General features: G+C 45.4%; 18 protein-coding genes. 17 read left to right on the forward strand and 1 reads right to left on the reverse strand.

Features of this window, described 5'->3' with window-relative positions; translation table 11 throughout:
* The first annotated feature begins 64 nt into the window (after positions 1-64).
* The 13 genes from AC1DE7_RS02690 to AC1DE7_RS02750 all read left to right on the forward strand — a co-directional run bounded on the left by AC1DE7_RS02690 (position 65) and on the right by AC1DE7_RS02750 (position 13,924).
* Positions 65-280, forward strand: coding sequence for a hypothetical protein (locus AC1DE7_RS02690; RefSeq protein WP_036610057.1), 216 nt, complete (start codon positions 65-67; stop codon positions 278-280).
* Positions 281-478: 198 nt separating this feature from the next.
* Positions 479-1,507, forward strand: coding sequence for a cell wall-active antibiotics response protein LiaF (liaF, locus tag AC1DE7_RS02695; protein WP_036610055.1), 1,029 nt, complete (start codon positions 479-481; stop codon positions 1,505-1,507).
* Positions 1,508-1,510: 3 nt separating this feature from the next.
* Complete coding sequence (locus AC1DE7_RS02700) at positions 1,511-2,536, forward strand: HAMP domain-containing sensor histidine kinase (protein ID WP_036669825.1); 1,026 nt, start codon at positions 1,511-1,513, stop codon at positions 2,534-2,536.
* An 18-nt stretch (positions 2,537-2,554) separates the two neighbouring features.
* Positions 2,555-3,217 (forward strand): response regulator, encoded by a 663-nt coding sequence (locus tag AC1DE7_RS02705; protein ID WP_017689597.1) that lies wholly within the window; start codon positions 2,555-2,557, stop codon positions 3,215-3,217.
* 148 nt (positions 3,218-3,365) lie between these two features.
* On the forward strand, positions 3,366-5,030 hold the full coding sequence (locus AC1DE7_RS02710) for a S1C family serine protease (protein WP_477533705.1): 1,665 nt from the start codon (positions 3,366-3,368) through the stop codon (positions 5,028-5,030).
* A 175-nt stretch (positions 5,031-5,205) separates the two neighbouring features.
* The gene (locus AC1DE7_RS02715; RefSeq protein WP_036610048.1) at positions 5,206-5,895 is read left to right on the forward strand and encodes a response regulator transcription factor; all 690 of its coding nucleotides are present in this window, start codon (positions 5,206-5,208) and stop codon (positions 5,893-5,895) included.
* Between the two features lies 1 nt (position 5,896).
* Complete coding sequence (locus tag AC1DE7_RS02720) at positions 5,897-7,357, forward strand: sensor histidine kinase (protein WP_127544400.1); 1,461 nt, start codon at positions 5,897-5,899, stop codon at positions 7,355-7,357.
* 67 nt (positions 7,358-7,424) lie between these two features.
* Positions 7,425-8,378, forward strand: a complete 954-nt coding sequence (locus AC1DE7_RS02725; RefSeq protein WP_036669829.1) for a 4-hydroxy-3-methylbut-2-enyl diphosphate reductase — start codon at positions 7,425-7,427, stop codon at positions 8,376-8,378.
* Between the two features lie 286 nt (positions 8,379-8,664).
* Positions 8,665-9,729 carry a 3-deoxy-7-phosphoheptulonate synthase gene (aroF, locus tag AC1DE7_RS02730; protein WP_036610039.1) on the forward strand — a complete coding sequence of 355 codons (1,065 nt, stop codon included), beginning with the start codon at positions 8,665-8,667 and terminating at the stop codon, positions 9,727-9,729.
* 413 nt (positions 9,730-10,142) lie between these two features.
* On the forward strand, positions 10,143-11,567 hold the full coding sequence (gene glnA / locus AC1DE7_RS02735; RefSeq protein ID WP_036669830.1) for a type I glutamate--ammonia ligase: 1,425 nt from the start codon (positions 10,143-10,145) through the stop codon (positions 11,565-11,567).
* 239 nt (positions 11,568-11,806) lie between these two features.
* On the forward strand, positions 11,807-12,895 hold the full coding sequence (gene serC, locus AC1DE7_RS02740; protein ID WP_076318316.1) for a 3-phosphoserine/phosphohydroxythreonine transaminase: 1,089 nt from the start codon (positions 11,807-11,809) through the stop codon (positions 12,893-12,895).
* A 139-nt stretch (positions 12,896-13,034) separates the two neighbouring features.
* Positions 13,035-13,502: a tRNA (uridine(34)/cytosine(34)/5-carboxymethylaminomethyluridine(34)-2'-O)-methyltransferase TrmL gene (gene trmL, locus AC1DE7_RS02745; RefSeq protein ID WP_017689589.1), complete on the forward strand. Its 468-nt coding sequence runs from the start codon at positions 13,035-13,037 to the stop codon at positions 13,500-13,502.
* A gap of 167 nt (positions 13,503-13,669) precedes the next feature.
* Positions 13,670-13,924, forward strand: coding sequence for an AbrB/MazE/SpoVT family DNA-binding domain-containing protein (locus AC1DE7_RS02750; protein ID WP_036610032.1), 255 nt, complete (start codon positions 13,670-13,672; stop codon positions 13,922-13,924).
* Positions 13,925-14,023: 99 nt separating this feature from the next.
* On the opposite strand, the gene AC1DE7_RS02755 is transcribed toward AC1DE7_RS02750, so the two are convergent.
* Entirely contained in the window at positions 14,024-14,941 is a 918-nt protein-coding gene (locus AC1DE7_RS02755) for a serine hydrolase domain-containing protein (RefSeq protein WP_477533706.1), read from the reverse strand.
* A 473-nt stretch (positions 14,942-15,414) separates the two neighbouring features.
* Between AC1DE7_RS02755 and AC1DE7_RS02760 the strand changes: the two genes are divergently transcribed.
* Genes AC1DE7_RS02760 through AC1DE7_RS02775 form a run of 4 tightly spaced genes read left to right on the forward strand, consistent with a single transcriptional unit; the run spans position 15,415 to position 19,719 of the window.
* Entirely contained in the window at positions 15,415-16,179 is a 765-nt protein-coding gene (locus AC1DE7_RS02760; RefSeq protein ID WP_036669834.1) for an alpha/beta hydrolase, read from the forward strand.
* A gap of 11 nt (positions 16,180-16,190) precedes the next feature.
* Entirely contained in the window at positions 16,191-17,150 is a 960-nt protein-coding gene (locus tag AC1DE7_RS02765) for an ABC transporter permease (protein ID WP_017689585.1), read from the forward strand.
* A gap of 18 nt (positions 17,151-17,168) precedes the next feature.
* On the forward strand, positions 17,169-18,071 hold the full coding sequence (locus tag AC1DE7_RS02770; protein ID WP_036610027.1) for a carbohydrate ABC transporter permease: 903 nt from the start codon (positions 17,169-17,171) through the stop codon (positions 18,069-18,071).
* Between the two features lie 52 nt (positions 18,072-18,123).
* Positions 18,124-19,719: a type 2 periplasmic-binding domain-containing protein gene (locus AC1DE7_RS02775; RefSeq protein ID WP_076252415.1), complete on the forward strand. Its 1,596-nt coding sequence runs from the start codon at positions 18,124-18,126 to the stop codon at positions 19,717-19,719.
* Positions 19,720-19,816 lie beyond the last annotated feature (97 nt).

Consider the following 19,816-nt stretch of genomic DNA (forward strand, 5'->3'; position numbering starts at 1 on the left):
TGACTGGGGACGAACCCCGCGGTGCAGCAATGCATCGTAAATATGAAGAGAGAGGTGATTCGTTGTGGCTAAAAAATCACAAGGGTACCAAACGCCAAACGAGAAGTACAATGCAGAGTTTGGAGAAGAGAATGCAGCAGCAAAAGTGAAGCAATCCGCTCAAAACAAAGTACAAGATAATTTCCAAACACCTGATGAAAAATACAATGCCGAGTTCGGTGTAGAAAACACAGGCCAAACTGGCCAAGGTCAAGGCAAAGCATCGAAATACAAAAAATAATTGAAGATTCATTAATCAAATGATGATTCAGCACCCTGGAGCAGCAGCTCCGGGGTGTTTTACATATGCGAAGTTTTTTACATTAATATCCTCCCATCTCAGTCTCGAGACCGAGATGAATTCCACCTGCCGCCGCTGTTCTCATTGTCTTGTCTGAGTTACACTGATTACATAATACAGACAAAGGAGACATGAGCGATGAAACGATCGACGCGTGACCGCTGGTGGGTTGGCATACCTCTTATTGCTATTGGTGCGATGATCTTGTTCAGACAATTGGGATATGACATTGATGTAGGATATATTTTCAGAACATATTGGCCGTTATTTCTAATCTGGTGGGGGGTCAAAGGAATCTCCGAGATTCGTCGCAACGGGGGTTACGCCTTTATAGGACCGGTAATTGTACTGGCAATTGGTGGTTACTTTCTTGCCCGTAACCTGGGATGGATTGATTACTCCATGGGGGAGTTCATTCGTTATCTGATCCCGGTTATGCTGATTGGCGGAGGATTGTTCGTACTGATCGGGCCACGACGTCGTGATCGGAAACATCATGACAAGATGCAGCCACCTCCAGCACCTGAGCAACCTTATAAACCGTTGGCTCCGGAGGATCTGGAGATGCCGTCGTCGTTTGACGAACAGTTCGAGAAAACATTTGGCAAACCAAAACAGGAACAGAAAAACGATGCACATGGCCCTCACTTCACAGGATCAACGGATTCATCATCACAAGGGCATCAATATAAGAAGAAACATCAATCGTATAACTCTAACGATACGGGATATGGAGAACATTATGATGATGGCTACGGAAATGGTTATGGGGATTATGGCAGTGGCAATACCATTAATAAATCGGCGTTCATCGGTGATCTGTACATGGGGCAGGAAGTGTTCTCGTTAAAACCAATGAACATCTCGGCTTTTATCGGAGATACTGTAATTGATTTGACCAAGGCACAGATTCCTTATGGGGAGACGAAGATTGTCATTTCTTCATTTATTGGGGATGTGAAAGTATTTGTACCAGAAGATATGGATCTGGGTGTGACGGTGACGACAAATTCCTTCATTGGAGATATGTCACTGTTGAACCAGAAACGCGGCGGATTCCTGAGTAGTGCCCAGGCTGAAACTGCCCATTACCATGAAGCAAGCAAAAAAGTACGGATTATTGTAAGTGTGTTTATCGGAGACGTCAAAGTGAATAAGGTGGGTTAATGCATGATTCGAACAATTCTCAAGGCCAATAAATGGGAACTGATGATGTATTTTGCGCTAACTGGTCTGATTACGCTGGGCGGATTCTATCTATTGTATGGAGAGGTGTTGATGGGGGCTGGTCGTCAGCGGGCATGGACCTATGTTGCTGTTGTTGTGCTGGCCACCGTTATCACCGGATATATCGCTGCATTACGACTCCAACGCAAGATCGACCTGCTTGATCTCAACATGTTGAAAGTGTCCAAGGGTAATCTGGCGGTGCGCATGCCTGAAGCGGATGACGCTTCGTTTGGTCGTGTCTATCAGGAGTTCAATGTCATGATGGATTCGATTGAGAAAAAGATGAGACTGCTTCAGCGCCTCGGTGAGCAGGAAGTCATTGAGAAGGAGCAAGCCTCGGAGCGGGCTGTGCTTGAAGAGCGCAAACGAATGGCAAGGGACCTCCATGACACGGTTAGCCAGCAACTGTTTGCCATGCATATGTCGGCTTCGTCCTTACCGCGACTGCTGGAGATGAATCCGGAACATGGTGGCAAAGTACTGGACCAGTTAATCCAGATGTCACATATTGCACAGCGTCAGATGCGAGGACTGATTGCCCAACTTCGACCGGTGGAGCTGGAAGGGCGTGACCTCACCGCAGCACTGGATAGTTGGTTTCCTGATTATTGCAGGCAGAATGGTCTTAAAGGTGTGAAAGAGCTGGAACTGGATGGCGGAATCTCGGATGCCATTGAGCACCAGCTGTTTCTTGTTATTCAGGAGGCGGTTGCCAATGTTGTGAAGCATGCAGAAGCGGGAGTGGTTAGTCTGTCCATACGGGAGAGTGAACATCAGATCAGCATGAGCATCAGCGATGATGGTCAGGGATTTTTACAGCAAGCGGAGCGTCCGGGTTCATACGGGTTATCTACCATGCGTGAACGGGCGGAGAAGCTTGGGGGGCAAGTTCAGATTATATCGAAACCGGGAGCGGGAACGACGGTACGGGTATTGATCCCGAAATTCCCGAACGTTCCTGAGTGAACCAGAGGGGGAGACGCAATGAGTGGTAAAGTAAACGTGATGATTGTGGATGACCATGATATGGTGCGCATGGGCTTGAAAACATATCTGATGCTGGAACCTACTTTTCATGTGATGGGAGAAGCGGGCCACGGGCAGGATGCGCTTGATCAGTTACGTAAGTTAAATGATAGTGAAATGCCGGACCTGATCCTGATGGATCTGATGATGCCTGTAATGAATGGCGCTGAAGCAACAAAAGCCATCATGACTGAATTTCCAGGGATGAAAATTGTGATGCTCACCAGTTTCCTGGAGGATGATCTGGTTGTGCAAGCGATTGAAGCGGGTGCGGTAAGTTATGTACTGAAGACAGTCTCTGCTGAAGAACTGATCTATGCTCTGCAAGGGGCATATAGAGGCATGCCTGTTATGACAGGTGATGTTTCGCAGGCGTTAACCCGGGGAATCAGACAACGTACAGCGAGAGAGAGTGAATCGGGTCTGACTGAACGGGAGAAGGAAGTGCTGCTGCTTATTGCAGAGGGAAAGACCAACAAAGACATTGGAGAAGAATTACATATCAGTATCAAAACCGTCAAAACACATGTAAGTAACCTGCTGATGAAATGTGAGATGGACGATCGTACACAGTTGGCCATCTATGCTCATCGTCAGGGATGGGTGAAAACGAAAGGGTAAAATGCCGTCGTGACGGGGAAAAGAGTCTATTCTTATGTGCTTTTATCTCCTTTTTAATTGTTTTTAAGGTACGGTTAAGGTTTAAAGTACAAAATAAGGACAGTTAAAGAATATCTCTTGGGAATAAGAGATTGGGAGGTAGAGAGGCATGGACGAACGCAACTATAGATCGAACCGTCAAGACGAGGAAAACGAAACCAAACAAACGGAGAATCGCAATTCTTCCGGAACGGACGAATCCTCCTATTATTATTCTTATGGACCTTTTCAGTCCGTGAATCAGGAAGATACAGCAAATCACATGGGAAGCACTAATCAGCGTGAAGAAGGAAATGTAGAGATTACAAAACCTGATCCGGTGAGACCCGTACCTACTTACTATAATAGTGAATCATCTGAACAAGCGAAAAGATCATCAGCAGGCGGTGGAAACGGCTCAGGTAACGGTGGAGATCAAGGGAATGGCGGCAAAGGCAACTGGAACTATAATAACCGCAAGCCACGTTCTTCCGTAAGATCACTTCTATTTTCCTTTATTGCCGGGATGCTGGTCATCACCGTTCTCATGTACACAGCTGATAGAACAAACATGTTCACACCGGAGACGGCACTTACGAACACGGACAATCAAAGTTCAGGACAGGAAGCGTCTACAAACACAGGCGGAGGCAACAATGTCACAGCGTCGTTACTGCCAACAGGCAAAGAAGATGTGTCTTCCGTAGTAACAAGTACAAGTCCGGCTGTCGTCAAAATCGAAACACTCGCGAAGCAGTCCTCACGTACAGGATTGGGTCAGGGTGGATCAAATACAAGTGATCCGCTGTACCAATACTTCTTTGGTAATGGCGGCGGAACGGAAGGCAATCAAGGCCAAAGCCAGCAAACACAAAGCGGTAATCAGCTTGTACCTATGGGCATTGGTTCCGGGTTCATTTTTGACAAAGAAGGATATATCCTGACGAACCAACACGTTGTTCAGGGTGCAGATGTAATCCAGGTAACCCTGGAGAACAACAGCAAGCCTTATGAGGCTAAATTGCTGGGAAGCAGCTTTGATCTGGATTTGGCTGTATTGAAAATTGAGAAAAATAGTGGTGACGATGCGTTCCCTGTAGCTCCACTGGGTGATTCCAACAGTACTCAAGTCGGTGAATGGCTTGTAGCTATTGGTAACCCTGAAGGATTCGAACACACCGTTACAGCAGGTGTACTGAGTGCCAAAGAACGTACGATCAGCATTCCAGATGAAGAAACAGGAAAAACACGTGAGTACAGTCATTTGCTACAAACAGATGCTTCGATTAATCCGGGTAACTCCGGTGGTCCGTTGCTTAACCTGAATGGGGAAGTTATCGGAATGAACGTTGCAGTAAGCGCAGATGCACAGGGTATTGGTTTTGCAATCCCGTCGAGCGTCATCTCTGAAGCTGTTAAATATCTTAAAGAGAACAAAGAAGTTCCCAAAGAGCCAGTACCCTTTATCGGTGCGTCTCTGATGGCTCTCACGCCTGAAGTTGCTAAACAAATGGGAACAGACGTTACCGAAGGTTCAGTTGTAGCCAGCACGATCTTCCAATCACCGGCTTACCAAGCAGATCTTCGTGCATATGACATCATCACAGGTGCCAACGGGACGCCGTACGCGACAAGTCAAGATCTGATTGATTTTATCAAGAAACAGGAAATCGGTAGTGAAGTTACACTGAACGTGGTGCGTGATGGTAAGAAGATGGATCTGAAAATCAAAATTGGCAACAAAAATGATTTTGATACTTCACAAACCACAGATACACAACAGCAGCAACCATAAATATCGGGCAAGGATTAACACAACGGAAGGGTTTGAAGGCCCTTCCGTTTTTTTGCCCTGATGAAGCAGGGTTACAATGGACCAGGACGGATTGGAGACGCCTACTTGAAGATGCAGATTGTGCTTCTGCCTGTTACAATGGGATAAAACGTTAGGATAAAGGAGAAAGACCACCATGCGCTCAACTATTTTGATTGTGGATGATGACGAAAAAATTGTATCCATGCTCCGCCGGGGGCTGGCTTTTGAAGGATATGAGGTACAGACGGCTTCCAATGGAGCCGAAGGCCTCAGCAAACTGATGGACAAGGAGCCGGACATCGTTGTGCTGGATGTGATGATGCCGCAGATTGACGGATTTGAGGTATGTCGCAGATTGAGAGAAGCAGGCAGCAAAGTGCCTGTGCTGATGCTTACGGCCAAGGATGAAGTACAGAGCCGGGTGACCGGACTGGACACAGGAGCCGATGACTACCTTGTAAAACCTTTTGCGCTGGAAGAATTATTGGCACGTGTCCGTGCATTGTTGCGCCGCAAGTCAGATAGTGCGGGTACGCCGGACAACCGCTTAATGTATGAAGATATCATTTTGGACAATGACTCACGTGAAGTATTGCGAGATGGGCAGCGTCTGGAGCTGACTGCCAAAGAATTTGAACTGTTGAATCTGTTCATGCAAAATCCAAGACGGGTACTGTCCCGTGATCTGATTATGGATAAAATCTGGGGTTATGATTACAGCGGTGAGTCTAACGTGCTTGAAGTATACATTGCCATGCTCAGACAGAAGACTGAAGAATACGGTGGCAAACGTCTAATCCAGACCATCCGGGGAGCCGGTTATATTCTGAGAGGTGACTCCTGACATGTCCATTCGGTTAAGACTAACCGCATGGTATTCTGGTATTCTGGCCGCCGTGCTTATTTTTTGGGGCGTTGTCATCTATGCCTTTGTTTATTTTAATTCCTATCAGGAAGTCGAACAGCAATTAAAGGTGAAAAGTGCCCGGATTACGGATCAAATTGGTGTAAATCCTCTTTCGCAGTCGTTGGATCTGGACCCATTTACAGAGAGCCAGCTTCAGGAGGCACAAATTTACATTCAACTCTGGGATTATCAGAGTCGCTCAGGCATAATTTCCGGCAATATGAAAAAACTGGAGATTCAGTTTCCGGTATTAAAAGCCAATGAAATTCTTGAAAAGCGAGGCATATCCAAGATCTATGTGGATGGTACACCGTTTCTGGTGAATCAGCTTCCCCTTTCTCTTCAGGGTACCAATGAAGTACGTGGAATTCTTCAGGTTGGTGCGAATGTAAGTTCACAAGAGCGCTTGCTGGAAGCGTTGCTTAATATTTTGGTTTTTGGCTGGCTGGTAGCGATGGCATTGGCTATTACCTCAGGTCTCGTCTTGGCTCGCAAGTCGATGCGTCCGCTCGTGACTGTCATTGATGCCGCCAATCAGATTCAATCTGGAGATGACTTAAGTGTACGTATTCAATATGCTGGGCCGAAGGATGAGATCGGACGTCTGATTGAAACGGTGAATAATATGCTTGAACGTACAGAATTGTCATTCCGTGGTTTGGAGGAGACGAATGCTGCCCAGCGCCGCTTTGTATCCGATGCATCACATGAACTGCGTACGCCGCTGACCACCATTCGCGGGAACGTGGACTTCTTGAAGAAGCTGTGGGATCAGGAAGGAAGCGACCGACCGAATCTGGATGAGGAGACTGTCAAACAAATGTCGCTGGAAGCCATTGAAGATATGGCGGACGAGGGAAAACGTATGAGCAGGCTGATCAGCGACATGTTATCGCTGGCGAGAGCGGATACGGGTCAGAAAATTGAACTGAATCCGATCCCGCTGCAGATACTCGTACAGGAAGTAGCACGCAGAGCACAATTTCTGGATCGTCAGGCAGACTGGCTTCCAGGAGATTTTTCCACCCTGAACGGCATTTATGTGAACGGTAGCAAGGACTATCTGCAACAGATGCTGTTTATTTTCATCGAAAATGCGTTTAAATACACACCTGAAGGCTCTGTGACGCTGGATGCCGTATTATACAAAGGTCAGGTGGGACTGCGCATCAGTGACACTGGTATTGGGATGGATCGGGACGAAGTGCCGTTCATCTTTGATCGCTTCTATCGGGCGGATGAATCCCGTGGGGCGACACCGGGCATAGGTCTGGGACTTTCGATTGCGAAGTGGATTATTGAGGAACACCATGGATCGGTTGAGGTTGTGACCAGACGTGGAGAAGGAACCACCTTTATTATCTGGTTGCCGGTTGTCTTTGCTCCGCCTATCGAATAAAGGTATAATAGACAGGACTGCAATTACATCGGCAACGTTGCCGAGAAAGAAAGCGGGTGGCAACCAAGTGGAAGTACTACGAATTTCGCCGCGGGGATATTGTTACGGCGTTGTGGATGCGATGGTGCTCGCGCGTCAAGCGGCACGCAATCTGGATTTACCACGACCTATTTATATATTGGGTATGATTGTGCATAACCAACATGTGACGGATTCCTTTGAAGATGAAGGTATTATTACATTGGATGGTCCGAACCGGATGGATATTTTGAGCCAAGTGGAGAGTGGCACGATTATTTTCACAGCTCACGGTGTATCTCCTGAAGTGCGCAAGTTGGCACGGGACAAAGGATTGACAACAGTGGATGCAACATGCCCTGATGTCACCAAGACCCATGATCTCATTCGGGAGAAGACGGCAGAAGGTTATCAGATCATCTATATCGGCAAAAAGAATCACCCTGAACCAGAAGGTGCCGTTGGTGTTGCACCAGATCTCGTTCATCTGATCGAGAAGGAAGAAGAGATCGAAGAGCTGAACGTATCTCCAGGCAAAATCCTTATTACAAATCAGACAACGATGAGCCAGTGGGATATCAAACACATTATGAGCCGTCTGCTGGAGAAGTTTCCGGGCGCAGAGATTCATAATGAGATTTGCCTTGCAACTCAGGTTCGTCAAGAAGCTGTTGCGGAACAGGCAGGTCAGTCGGACCTGGTTATCGTGGTGGGTGATCCTCGCAGCAATAACTCTAACCGTCTGGCACAAGTGTCGGAGGAGATTGCGGGTGTTACGGCCTACCGTGTATCTGATGTTTCCGAGATTCAGCAAGAATGGTTGAAAGGTGTAAATAAGGTGGCGGTTACTTCGGGTGCATCAACACCAACACCGATCACGAAAGAAGTCATCCTTTACCTGGAACAGTATGAACATGACAAGCCGGAGACGTGGGAGATCAAACGTACCGTGAACATGAGCAAACTGTTGCCTCCAGTTAGAGAAAAAACACGTACACCTTAGGAAATGTAAAAGCAAGTCTAAGTGTATGTGAATTAAAAACGAGATGTGAATGAGAAGAATCCTGTTATGCAGATCCGAATGTCGGAGCCTGTGGAGCAGGATTCTTTTTTTGTATATGGATAAGGAATGTGTACCTTGACGCAATCAGATAACTATGGTATATTCACTTTAACGGATAAAAGCTTAAAAGCGAACAAGCGTTTAAGCGCGACAGAGTTTTTATATTTAATCAGACGCACGTTAAGGAAATTATTGTGCTCTCATACAAGGAAGGATGGGAATTAATATGATCGTTATTGCAGGCAAAGCTACACCGGAGGAACAGATTCAGGATATCGTTGCAGTTATTGAAAAAGAAGGGCTTCAGGTGCATATCTCTCGCGGAGAGGATCGTACTATCATTGGTTTGATTGGTAAAGTTGAACCTAAAATGCAAGAGCATCTTCGCCAAATGAAAGGTGTCGAGAATGTCGTTAAAATCTCGAAGTCTTACAAATTGGCAAGTCGCGACTTCCATCCGGAAGATACGGTGATCTCCATCAAAGGTGTAGATATCGGCGGAAAAGAACTTGTTGTCATGGGCGGACCATGTGCGGTTGAATCCGCTGCACAGATTGATGAGATTGCAGGGCTTGTGAAAGCTGCTGGTGGGCAAGTGTTACGTGGTGGTGCATTTAAGCCTCGTACGGGTCCTTACAGCTTCCAGGGAACGGGTGTAGAAGGATTGATCATGATGGCGGAAGCAGGCAAGAAACATGATCTGCTGACCATTACAGAAGTCATGACACCTGAGTATGTGGATATTTGCGCCGAGTACGCAGATATTCTGCAAGTAGGTACACGTAACATGCAGAACTTTGACCTGCTCCGCAAATTGGGCGAGTGTGGCAAACCCGTATTGTTGAAACGTGGTTTCAGTGCGACATACGATGAATTGTTGAATGCGGCTGAATACATTCTTGCGGGTGGTAACCCAAATGTTATGCTGTGTGAACGTGGTATTCGTACGTTTGAATCCTACACACGGAATACGTTGGATCTGTCAGCGATCCCTGTTCTGCAGTCTCTGAGCCATTTGCCGGTTATTTCCGATCCGAGCCATGGTACTGGACGACGTGAACTGGTGGAACCGATGACAAAAGCTTCTGTTGCTGCAGGTGCCAATGGCCTGATCATTGAAATGCATACCGATCCGGATAACTCCATGACAGGAGATGGTGTGCAATCCTTGTTCCCTGACCAATTCGCCAACCTGTTGCAGGATCTGGAGAAACTGGCACCAATCGTGGGTAAATCATTCAGCACAGCCAAACAACCGGCAGAATTTTTCCCGGCACGTGTAGGCGTGTAATAAGAATTTCATAGTCAAGGTCTGGATCATCATCCGGGCATCTCCTCTGATCTCGTTCATTGCAACGGAATCAGATAGATGCTCGGTTTTTTGCATATTTTGCAGTTTTGAACGTATTTATTAATCAATAGTGATAAGAAACATTTATGATGTGAAGTTTTTCCCATGATTTAGGTTAAAATAGGGGTCGCTTTACCGCATTAAACCAGTTAAATGTATATAAAACTAGTTGTTATATGAATTTATGTTATTTATAAAGTGTGAGTATATCTAACATCCCTTCAAAAAATACCTTACATAAGTATTGACGATGTCATGTTTTAAAATTTATAATGACGACAGAAAAAAATTCGAATTTAGACATTTTCTTAGTGGGGTTGTTTAATGTTCGGAATATTTGGGAGGACGAATACATGTCGGTTGAAAACGTATTGAAATCAATTCAAGAGAACAACATCGAGTGGGTAGATTTTCGTTTTGTAGATTTAGCTGGTCGTGCACATCACATCTCGTTGCCAGCTTCGGCTGTTGATGCAGACACGTTCGTAAATGGAGTAGCTTTTGACGGTTCTTCTATCCAAGGTTTCCGCGGAATTGAAGAGTCCGATATGGTTATGATGCCAGACCCTGAAGCGACTTATGTCGATCCGTTCACTGCACACCCTACATTGAATGTTATGTGTGATATCTTCACTCCGGATGGCGAGCGTTATGAGCGTGACCCACGTAGTATCGCTGTTAAAGCAGAAGCTTTCCTGCAAGAAAGCGGCGTAGGTACAACAGCATTCTTCGCACCTGAATCCGAGTTCTTCATCTTCGACGATGTTCGTTATGAGAGCGGCACGAACAGCTCTTCCTACTTCGTAGATTCAGAAGAAGCTTCTTGGAATACCAACCGTCAGGAAGAAGGCGGAAACCTGGGCTTCAAAGTTCGTACTAAAGGCGGATATGTTCCAGTAGCACCAGTGGATACACAACAAGATATTCGTAGCGAAATGTGTCGCCTTTTGGAAGAAGCTGGCCTGTCAATCGAGCGTCATCACCATGAAGTGGCGACAGCGGGTCAAGCCGAAATCAACTTCCGTTTTGATACACTGAAGAAAACAGCAGATAACCTGCTTGCATACAAATACATCGTGCACAACACTGCACGTCAATATGGCAAAGTAGCAACATTCATGCCAAAACCATTGTTCGGTGATAATGGTAGCGGAATGCACGTTCACCAATCCATCTTTGATGGCGATTCCCCATTGTTCTATGACAAAGCGGGATATGCTAACCTGAGTGAAATGGCTCTGCACTACATCGGAGGTATCTTGTACCATGCTCCGGCACTGATCGCTTTGACTAACCCTAGTACAAACTCATTCAAACGTCTTGTACCTGGTTACGAAGCACCAGTTAACTTGGTTTACTCCAAAGGTAACCGTTCCGCAGCAGTTCGTATTCCGGTTGCAGCTGTGACACCAAAAGGTTGTCGTATCGAGTTCCGTACACCAGACTCCACAGCTAACCCATACTTGGCATTCTCCGCAATGTTGATGGCGGGTCTGGATGGAATCAAACGCAAAATTAACCCAACTGAGCTTGGATATGGTCCTCTCGATAAAAACATCTATGACCTGTCTGATGCAGATAAAGAAAACATCCGCAGTGTGCCAGCTTCCCTGGAAGAAGCACTTGATGCTCTGGCAGCTGACAACGAGTTCTTGACTGAAGGCGGCGTATTCACAAAAGACTTCCTTGATAACTACATCAACCTCAAACGTGATGAAGCGAAAGCAGTAGCGATCCGCATTCATCCGCACGAGTACAGCCTCTACTTCGACTGCTAATCGGTCGGGGTCGGAACAGTTCTTGTTTCAACTTAAAGCCTCCGGGACACGCTCTCGGAGGCTTTTCCTTGAATTAAACAATGTAGTGCTTTAACTTTGCAGGGTGATAAAGGAATTTGATGACCTGAATTCAACACTTCAGTGCATATTGCCCTTGAAGCAGATAGAGAATACTGATATCATAGCGATAATATTCACTTTGTATGTCAGAGTTACGGATGGAAAGGGCGGGGGATTTTGTGACAAAAAGAGCGTATAACTTTAATGCAGGACCTGCGGCGTTACCACTTGAGGTACTGGAGCGTGCACAGGCGGAATTTGTAGATTTTCGTAATACAGGCATGTCGATTATGGAGATGTCTCACCGTGGAGCGGTGTATGAGTCTGTACATAATGAAGCTCAGGAGCGGTTGTTGTCGCTTCTAGGCAATCCAAAAGGATACAAGGTTCTCTTTCTGCAGGGCGGTGCAAGCACTCAGTTCGCGATGTTGCCAATGAACCTGCTCGGTGCAGGGCAGACTGCAAGTTACGTGATGACTGGCAGCTGGGCGAAGAAGGCTCTGTCTGAGGCGAAGTTGATCGGCGAGACACATGTTGCTGCATCTTCAGAAGCAGAGAAGTTCATGAAATTGCCGGATGTTTCGAATCTGAGTTTGCCAGAACGTACGGCTTATGTGCATCTGACTTCCAACGAAACGATCGAAGGTACGCAATTCAAGTCGTTCCCGGATACCGGTTCAGTACCTCTGATTGCGGACATGTCGAGTGATATTTTCTGTAAACCATTTGATCTTAATCAGTTCGGCATGATCTACGCGGGTGCACAGAAGAACCTGGGTCCATCCGGAATTACGGTTGTAATTGCTCGTGAGGAACTGGTGAGCGAATCGCCTAAAACGATTCCAACCATGCTTCGTTACAGCACACATGTAGATAACAATTCCCTGTACAATACGCCACCATCCTTCTCAGTATATATGGTGAATGAAGTATTGAAATGGATTGAAGAACAGGGCGGACTGGCTGGTATTGAGCAAAAAAATACGAAAAAAGCGGAATTGCTCTATAACACAATTGATGGTTCCGGTGATTTCTACCGTGGTTGTGTGGAACAAGAAGATCGTTCCCTCATGAATGTAACCTTCCGTCTTGCTTCTGAAGAATTGGAGAAAAAGTTCATCAAGGCTTCGGAGGAAGAAGGATTTGTAGGTTTGAAAGGACATCGCAGTGTGGGTGGTCTCCGTGCCTCCATTTATAATGCTGCTCCTTATGAAAGTGTTAAGGCACTGACAGACTTCATGAGCCACTTCCAGAAGACAAATGGATAATTAAGTATAGGTACGGTGTAATGGACCTTTGTGTCTTATCCTGTGCCTTACCAGAGCCTTCCACATTGACGTGTGGAGGGCTTTTCTTTAAGATTAGAGGGTTGTCGTCAACATGAAATGAAAAGGAGATTGAACACATATGGCTTTACACATCGTTCTGGTTGAACCAGAAATTCCGGCGAACACAGGCAATATTTCGCGTACTTGTGCGGCAACCGGTACCCATCTGCATCTCGTACGTCCACTTGGATTTCGAACAGATGATGCTACATTGAAACGTGCAGGGCTGGATTACTGGCATGCTGTCCATATTGAATACCACGACTCATTTGCTGAGGTTCAGGAAAAATATCCGGAAGGTCGTTTCTTCTATGCAACTACGAAGGCCAAGAACCGATATAGTGATTTTAATTTTCAGGATGGGGATTTCCTCGTTTTTGGTAAAGAGACTAAAGGCCTGCCACCTGAATTAATTGCTGCGAATCCCGATACATGCATGAAAATGCCAATGACTGGTGACGTTAGATCATTAAATCTGTCCAATTCGGCAGCAATTATTGTATATGAAGCGTTACGCCAGCTCAATTTCCCGGGGTTAGAAGGATAAAATTTGGTTATAAATGACGGCTAGAATTCGGAAAAAAAACATTTTTCAAAAAAAAGGACAAAAAATGTTTATTTCCAGCAGGATTCGACAAAATCTTGGCGAATCTATAAACATAGTACAAATGTACCTAGAAATTTAGAGTAAGATAGGAGAGGTGTGCCGTAGCTATGAAGCCAGCTGGAGTAGTTCGCAAAGTTGACCAATTAGGTAGGATCGTATTGCCTAAATCTTTGCGTAAAAGGTATCAAATGAATGAGGGAGATCCTGTAGAAATCTTAGTACAAGGGGACCATATTATCTTGGAGAGATATCGTCCAAAATGTATTTTCTGCGGATCCATTGAGGAAGTCAACGAGTTCAAAGAGCGTTACATATGCGCACAATGTTTAGATGAAATGACTCAGCTTCCACAACACGGATAAGAAATAACGTCATGGGGTCCATTGACCCCGTGGCGTTTTTTTTTTTATTCTCAATTGAATGGCATAATTGCAATTTGAAAAAAAGATAAAATACGTAGACTAACGCTGGGTGTAAAGGGGTAAAACCTCATTCCACACGGCATTCAGGATGCCTTGCATATTTTCTTCCTCACTATTAATACATATGACAGCTTCCTTTGAGGGAATTATGATACACAACTGACCATAGGCACCATCGGCGCGGTAAGCGTCATGAGAACACATCCAGAACTGATACCCGTAACCTTTTCCCCAATCTCCGTCTCCAGTCGTTTCGATCTGCTGGGACGTAGCCTGTCGAATCCAATCCGCAGGTACAAGCTGTCTGCCTTCCCAAAAGCCCTCCTGCAACAGTAACTGTCCAAATCGACTCAGTTCCTCATTGCTTATCCAAAGACCTGCACAGCCAAGCGTTACGCCGAGTGGAGAGGTTTCCCACTCTACATCATGGATGCCAAGCGGATCAAATAATCGTGGAGTCAGGTAATCTTTCACGGTTTGGCCGGTAGCAGCCTGTAGCATGGCCGAGATCATAAACGTATCCCCGCTGCTATATTTAAATTGTTCTCCAGGTACCCGGTCCAGAGGCAGAGACATATAATATTTCGCCCAGTCCTTTTCGGTCAATGAAGCTCGTTCATCAGCCCAAAGAGGGGGAGAGTCATGACCCGAAGTCATTCGGAGAAGATCACGGAGTCTCAATTCTTGCGGCGATGGGAGATTGCGTTGTGCAACGGGTGCATGATCATAAGAGAAATAATCACCAAGTGTCGCATCCAGATGTATCAGACCTTCTTCAAGAGCAAGACCAACGGCCATACATGTGAAGGATTTACTGATGGAATGTTGTACCCTGCGCTGATTCTTATCCCGGTCCCAATGGGCAAGCAGATGCCCTTTTTGTAATATGCGAATGGAAAAAACGTTCAATTGTTGCTCCGTAATCGTATGAATGAAACCTTTGAGTTGCTCAGACATATTAACCTCCCTAATATCAGGTGAAACCTGAGTAAAATCGGTTGGTGAAACGTTTCCGTAATTCGAATGCAAAATCAGAACCCATGTTAGTATAAACCTGGTTTGGTGTCAATTAAAGTTGTAATAGCACTTACTAAATTTTCATTTTTTCGTAATAATAGTGTCTTTGGACGCAGATTTAGACTTAAAAGAGCATTTTTTCGAGAAAAAAACGCGAAATTTGTAAAAAGGTTATTGACAGGATTTACTCATCGGGCTTATGATTTATTCGAAACGATTCGAAGAAATCGCTTCCACATTAAAAGTGTTGTAATGAAGTCCATGTGAATCAACGTTGGCTATGTTTTGAAACGATTCGAGAAAATCGTTTCGATAACCCATCGAAATACAAGGGAATCTACAACAGCCTGCAATCCAACGCCAGAGAAACGAATGAGTAAAGACAGCAGGCGATGATGAGAGGGGTTACATTTATGGCACATATAACGATCGAAACTGGATCGCCAACCTTATGCATGAATACCAGCATACATGTTGTGTCCAGTGACTCCGGAGAGACTTCAGGCGGTACACTATATCTGTTGCACGGGGCAGGCGATAATGCGAGTACCTGGCAACGGTTAACCACAATTGAGATGTATGCAGCGCAATATGGCTGTACGATCATTATGCCGGAAGCGAATCGAAGCTATTACACCGATATGGAATACGGCCTGAATTACTTCCACTACATCACTCAGGAGTTACCTGAAATATGCAAGCGTCTGCTCAATCTGAATCCTGATCCGGAGAAAACATACGTTGCAGGTTTATCCATGGGTGGATATGGTGCACTGAAATGTGGACTAACTTATCCAGAGCGATATCGCAAAGTAGTGTCTCTATCCGGCGTAACGGATATCCAGACACGGCTTCATGATCCCCATATGCCAGCGACAATGATCAAGGAAATGAAAGCGGTTTTTGGAGAACGTTTACAGGTAAAAGCCGATCAGGATATTTACGCACTGTCGGCCAAGCTGCTGGAACAGGGTGTTCCTTTACCGGATATCCTCAGTTGCTGTGGCGATAGTGACCCCTTTGTAGAGATGAATCGCGACTATGCGAGATACATGCAGGGGACTGCCTTTGATTTTCGGTATGTGGAGACGCCGGGGGCTCATGAATGGAGATTTTGGGAGCACCACCTGAGAACGATGTTTGATTTTCTGTACAACGACAAGACCATAGTAGAGTGAGGAGATGCAATGTGAAACCTGCAGCCGAAGGACCTAGCAAAAAGCTGAAGGGAAACGTGAAGGGCAATTCGCTCTGGACTGAAATCTGGAAGCACCGAATGACATACACCCTGCTTATTCCGGGGCTTGTCTGGCTAATTCTGTTTGCCTACATGCCGATGGGTGGCCTGTCTCTGGCATTCAAAGATTACAAGGCCAACCTGGGCATCTGGGGAAGTCCATGGAGCGGATTCGAGAACTTCAAATATGTTTTCCGTGATCCAACCTTTATCGACGCAGTATGGCGTACGCTGTACATCAATATTCTGAAACTGATTATTCAGTTCCCGTTCCCGATCATTCTGGCGCTGTTGCTGAATGAATTGCGGATGCGCAGAGGAAAAAAATTGTTCCAAACCGTTCTTACATTCCCGCACTTCCTTTCCTGGATCATCGTATCCGGGGTAGTCATCAATGTACTGGCATATGACGGACTGGTAAATAGCGCGCTCGGATTACTCGGATTGCCAACGATTAACTTCCTGGGGTCCGAATCCAACTTTGTACCCATGTTGCTGTTGACTGATATTTGGAAATCAAGTGGATGGGGCGCGATTATATTCCTGGCTGCCATTTCCGGTATTGATCAGGATCAGTATGAATCAGCACAGATTGACGGGGCTTCCCGTATGCAACAGATGTTCAAAATTACTTTGCCGAACATCCTTCCAACCATCACAATCATGTTTATTCTCTCGGTTGGTGGATTGATGTCTTCCGGGTTTGACCAGATCTTCAACTTGGCAAATGCCGCTACCAAAAATGTATCGGAAGTACTCGATGTATATATCTATCGGATTACGTTCCAGTCATCTACCGATTTCTCATTCTCGACAGCGGTCAGCTTGTTCCGTTCCCTGGTGAATATGGCCTTGCTGCTTCTTGCTGACAGATTTGCCAAGTGGCTTGGCGGAGACGGTTTGTTCCGATAAGAGAGGAGGAAAAATGAGATGAGCAAGAAAGCTAACAAAAAACCGAGAATTGGTACAGAAAAAATGACACTTCTCGATTACATTATTTTCGCCGTATTACTAGTGCTTGCCCTGATGATCCTGATTCCGTTCTGGAATGTCATCATGATTTCGTTTGCAACACAAAAAGAATATGCTGACAATCCATTTCTGATGTTCCCTAAAGAATGGACATTGGATTCCTACAAGGCATTGTTCGCTGACGGAACGATTCTGACGGGGTACAAAAATACAATTATATTGCTAGTCATCGGCTTGCCACTCAGCTTGTTCCTGACAACAAGCATGGCATATGGCCTTAGTCGCAACAAATTTCCGTTTAAGAAATTTCTCTTTTTCCTGGTACTGTTCACCATGATCTTTAATGGTGGTATCGTACCGCTGTACCTGATCATGAAATCACTTCATCTTACAGGTACGCTGTGGTCCGTTATCCTGGCGGGAAGCTTCAGTGCGTTTAACATGATTCTGATGATGAACTACTTCTACACCTTGCCTGAATCACTCATGGAATCGGCGAGACTGGATGGAGCCGGAGAGTGGAGAATTTTGTTCTCCGTTGTTCTTCCGCTGGCTACACCAATTATGGCTACAATCACGTTGTTCTACGGTGTGGCTTACTGGAACAGTTGGTATGATGCGATGATATTCCTTCGAAAAGCGGATCAGTTACCGCTCCAGAATGTACTCCGAAATATTATCGTGACATCTACGACGAATGCATCCAATGCATCCAGTGTGGATGCTGCTCAAGCAAGCAACTTCTCAATGGGTATGAAGATGGCGGCCGTATTTGTCACCATGGTACCAATTATGTGTTTCTTCCCAATGCTGCAAAAACACTTTGCCAAAGGGGTATTAACAGGGGCAATCAAGACCTGATATACGTATAGGATTTTGCAATAAAATTCTACTAAAAACATGGGGGTAAAACATGAAAACGAAAAAAAAGTTGTCAGTAAGAGCTCTCTTTGCCATCACGCTTAGTGTAGTTATGCTGATGGTGACCGCTTGTTCCAGTCAAGGAGCTTCAGGTGGTAACGAAAAAGATGCAGAGGGAAATTACAAAGACAACCTGACCATCTCTGTAGCTAACCTGACAGAAATCAAAAACGGGAACCTGGATAATGATTTCCACAAGTTCTGGACAGACAAATTTAATTTAACATGGGACTACAACTATATCGATTGGGATTCATGGGGCGAGAAGCTTCGTCTGTGGATCAACTCTGGCGACTTGCCGGATGTAGCGGTATGGAACTACGTACATGGCGATGCCATTAACAGCATTGAACAAGGTTTGTTCTACAAATTCCCGGATGACTGGAAAGAACGCTGGCCTAACGTCGCAGCAGCTTACAATTTGACGGGTCTTGGAGACAAGTTGGAAGAATTGACAGGTGGAACATATGTCCTGCCTAGACCAATCTATTTCGAGAACAAACCGGCTGACCCACTCACGAACCAAATTGGTGTCATTGCGCTTCGTAAAGACTGGGCTGAAGCGGTTGGTTTTGAACTGAAAGATGCTTATACAACAACCGAATTGAATGAATATGCTGCGCTAGTGAAAGAAAAAGATCCAGGCAAAGTGGGTAACAAACTTGTACCTCTGTCCTACAATGCGGCAGATGCTATGACAAACATGATTATGCCAAACAGTGTACATGCCATGACTGACTCTCCGTTCTACAAAGGTGAAGATGGCCAATTCCACTGGGGACCAGCAGATCCTGAAACGCTGACAGGACTTAAATTGATGCAAAAAGCCTATAAAGATGGACTGCTCAATCCTGAGTTCTACACATGGAAAAACAATGAAGGTCAAAACAACTTCAAAGTAACAGGTACAGCTGCTGTAACAAGTCTGGGCGGACTGGCTTCCTACAGACAAGGTCTGGATTCCGATATGAAAAAAAATCTGGGTGTAGATAGTGATGAACTGGTACACACAGCAATCGTAGTAGGCGATGACGGTAAATACCGTAACATGGAACAAGCCAACTTCTGGTCTGCATTAATCTTCAATCCAGACATTAGTGACGAGAAATTCGAACGGATCATGGATCTGATCGATTACTCCGCAACAAAAGAAGGACAGTTGCTCATCAACATGGGCTTTGAAGGAAAAGATTGGAAATATGATGAAAACAACGAACTCGTTAGCTTGTTGCCAGAAGGAACGGTATTGGAAGATAAATATCCAGCTCGTTTCGAAGGTCTGTATCTGCTTGGTGACGACTTCAGTGTTGTAAACCCTGCAATCAAAAAAGATTACCGTGATAGAGCCGTGAAATTGTTCGAAGAAAAAGCAAAACTTGGTACAGAAGGCAAATCGCTTGCACCATACGATTGGGATGTCAACCTGTACGATTCCAAAGCTAAGAGTCAGGCTTCATTCGACTACCAGAATGAATATGCCAACTTGATCCTCAAAAACGGAGATCTAGAGGCAAACTGGAAAGAATGGGTAAACAGTAAAATGTCCCTGGTTCAACCTTATCTGGATGAGCTAAACGATAAATTCTAGTAATCATTCAGTAATTAATTTTGAACCCGGTGCGCGGTCTCTCCCCGAACGCAGCCGGGTTCTTTATTTCAACAACTTATAGTGGAGGATACGATTA

The sequence above is a fragment of the Paenibacillus sp. 10L310 genome (assembly GCF_056395745.1).

Coding starts and splice junctions, on each gene's coding strand:
- liaF (WP_036610055.1), top strand. CDS start 479: ATGAAACGATCGACGCGTGACCGCTGGTGGGTTGGCATACCTCTTATT.
- AC1DE7_RS02700 (WP_036669825.1), top strand. CDS start 1,511: ATGATTCGAACAATTCTCAAGGCCAATAAATGGGAACTGATGATGTAT.
- AC1DE7_RS02705 (WP_017689597.1), top strand. CDS start 2,555: ATGAGTGGTAAAGTAAACGTGATGATTGTGGATGACCATGATATGGTG.
- AC1DE7_RS02710 (WP_477533705.1), top strand. CDS start 3,366: ATGGACGAACGCAACTATAGATCGAACCGTCAAGACGAGGAAAACGAA.
- AC1DE7_RS02715 (WP_036610048.1), top strand. CDS start 5,206: ATGCGCTCAACTATTTTGATTGTGGATGATGACGAAAAAATTGTATCC.
- AC1DE7_RS02720 (WP_127544400.1), top strand. CDS start 5,897: ATGTCCATTCGGTTAAGACTAACCGCATGGTATTCTGGTATTCTGGCC.
- aroF (WP_036610039.1), top strand. CDS start 8,665: ATGATCGTTATTGCAGGCAAAGCTACACCGGAGGAACAGATTCAGGAT.
- glnA (WP_036669830.1), top strand. CDS start 10,143: ATGTCGGTTGAAAACGTATTGAAATCAATTCAAGAGAACAACATCGAG.
- trmL (WP_017689589.1), top strand. CDS start 13,035: ATGGCTTTACACATCGTTCTGGTTGAACCAGAAATTCCGGCGAACACA.
- AC1DE7_RS02750 (WP_036610032.1), top strand. CDS start 13,670: ATGAAGCCAGCTGGAGTAGTTCGCAAAGTTGACCAATTAGGTAGGATC.
- AC1DE7_RS02755 (WP_477533706.1), bottom strand. CDS start 14,941: ATGTCTGAGCAACTCAAAGGTTTCATTCATACGATTACGGAGCAACAA.
- AC1DE7_RS02760 (WP_036669834.1), top strand. CDS start 15,415: ATGGCACATATAACGATCGAAACTGGATCGCCAACCTTATGCATGAAT.
- AC1DE7_RS02770 (WP_036610027.1), top strand. CDS start 17,169: ATGAGCAAGAAAGCTAACAAAAAACCGAGAATTGGTACAGAAAAAATG.
- AC1DE7_RS02775 (WP_076252415.1), top strand. CDS start 18,124: ATGAAAACGAAAAAAAAGTTGTCAGTAAGAGCTCTCTTTGCCATCACG.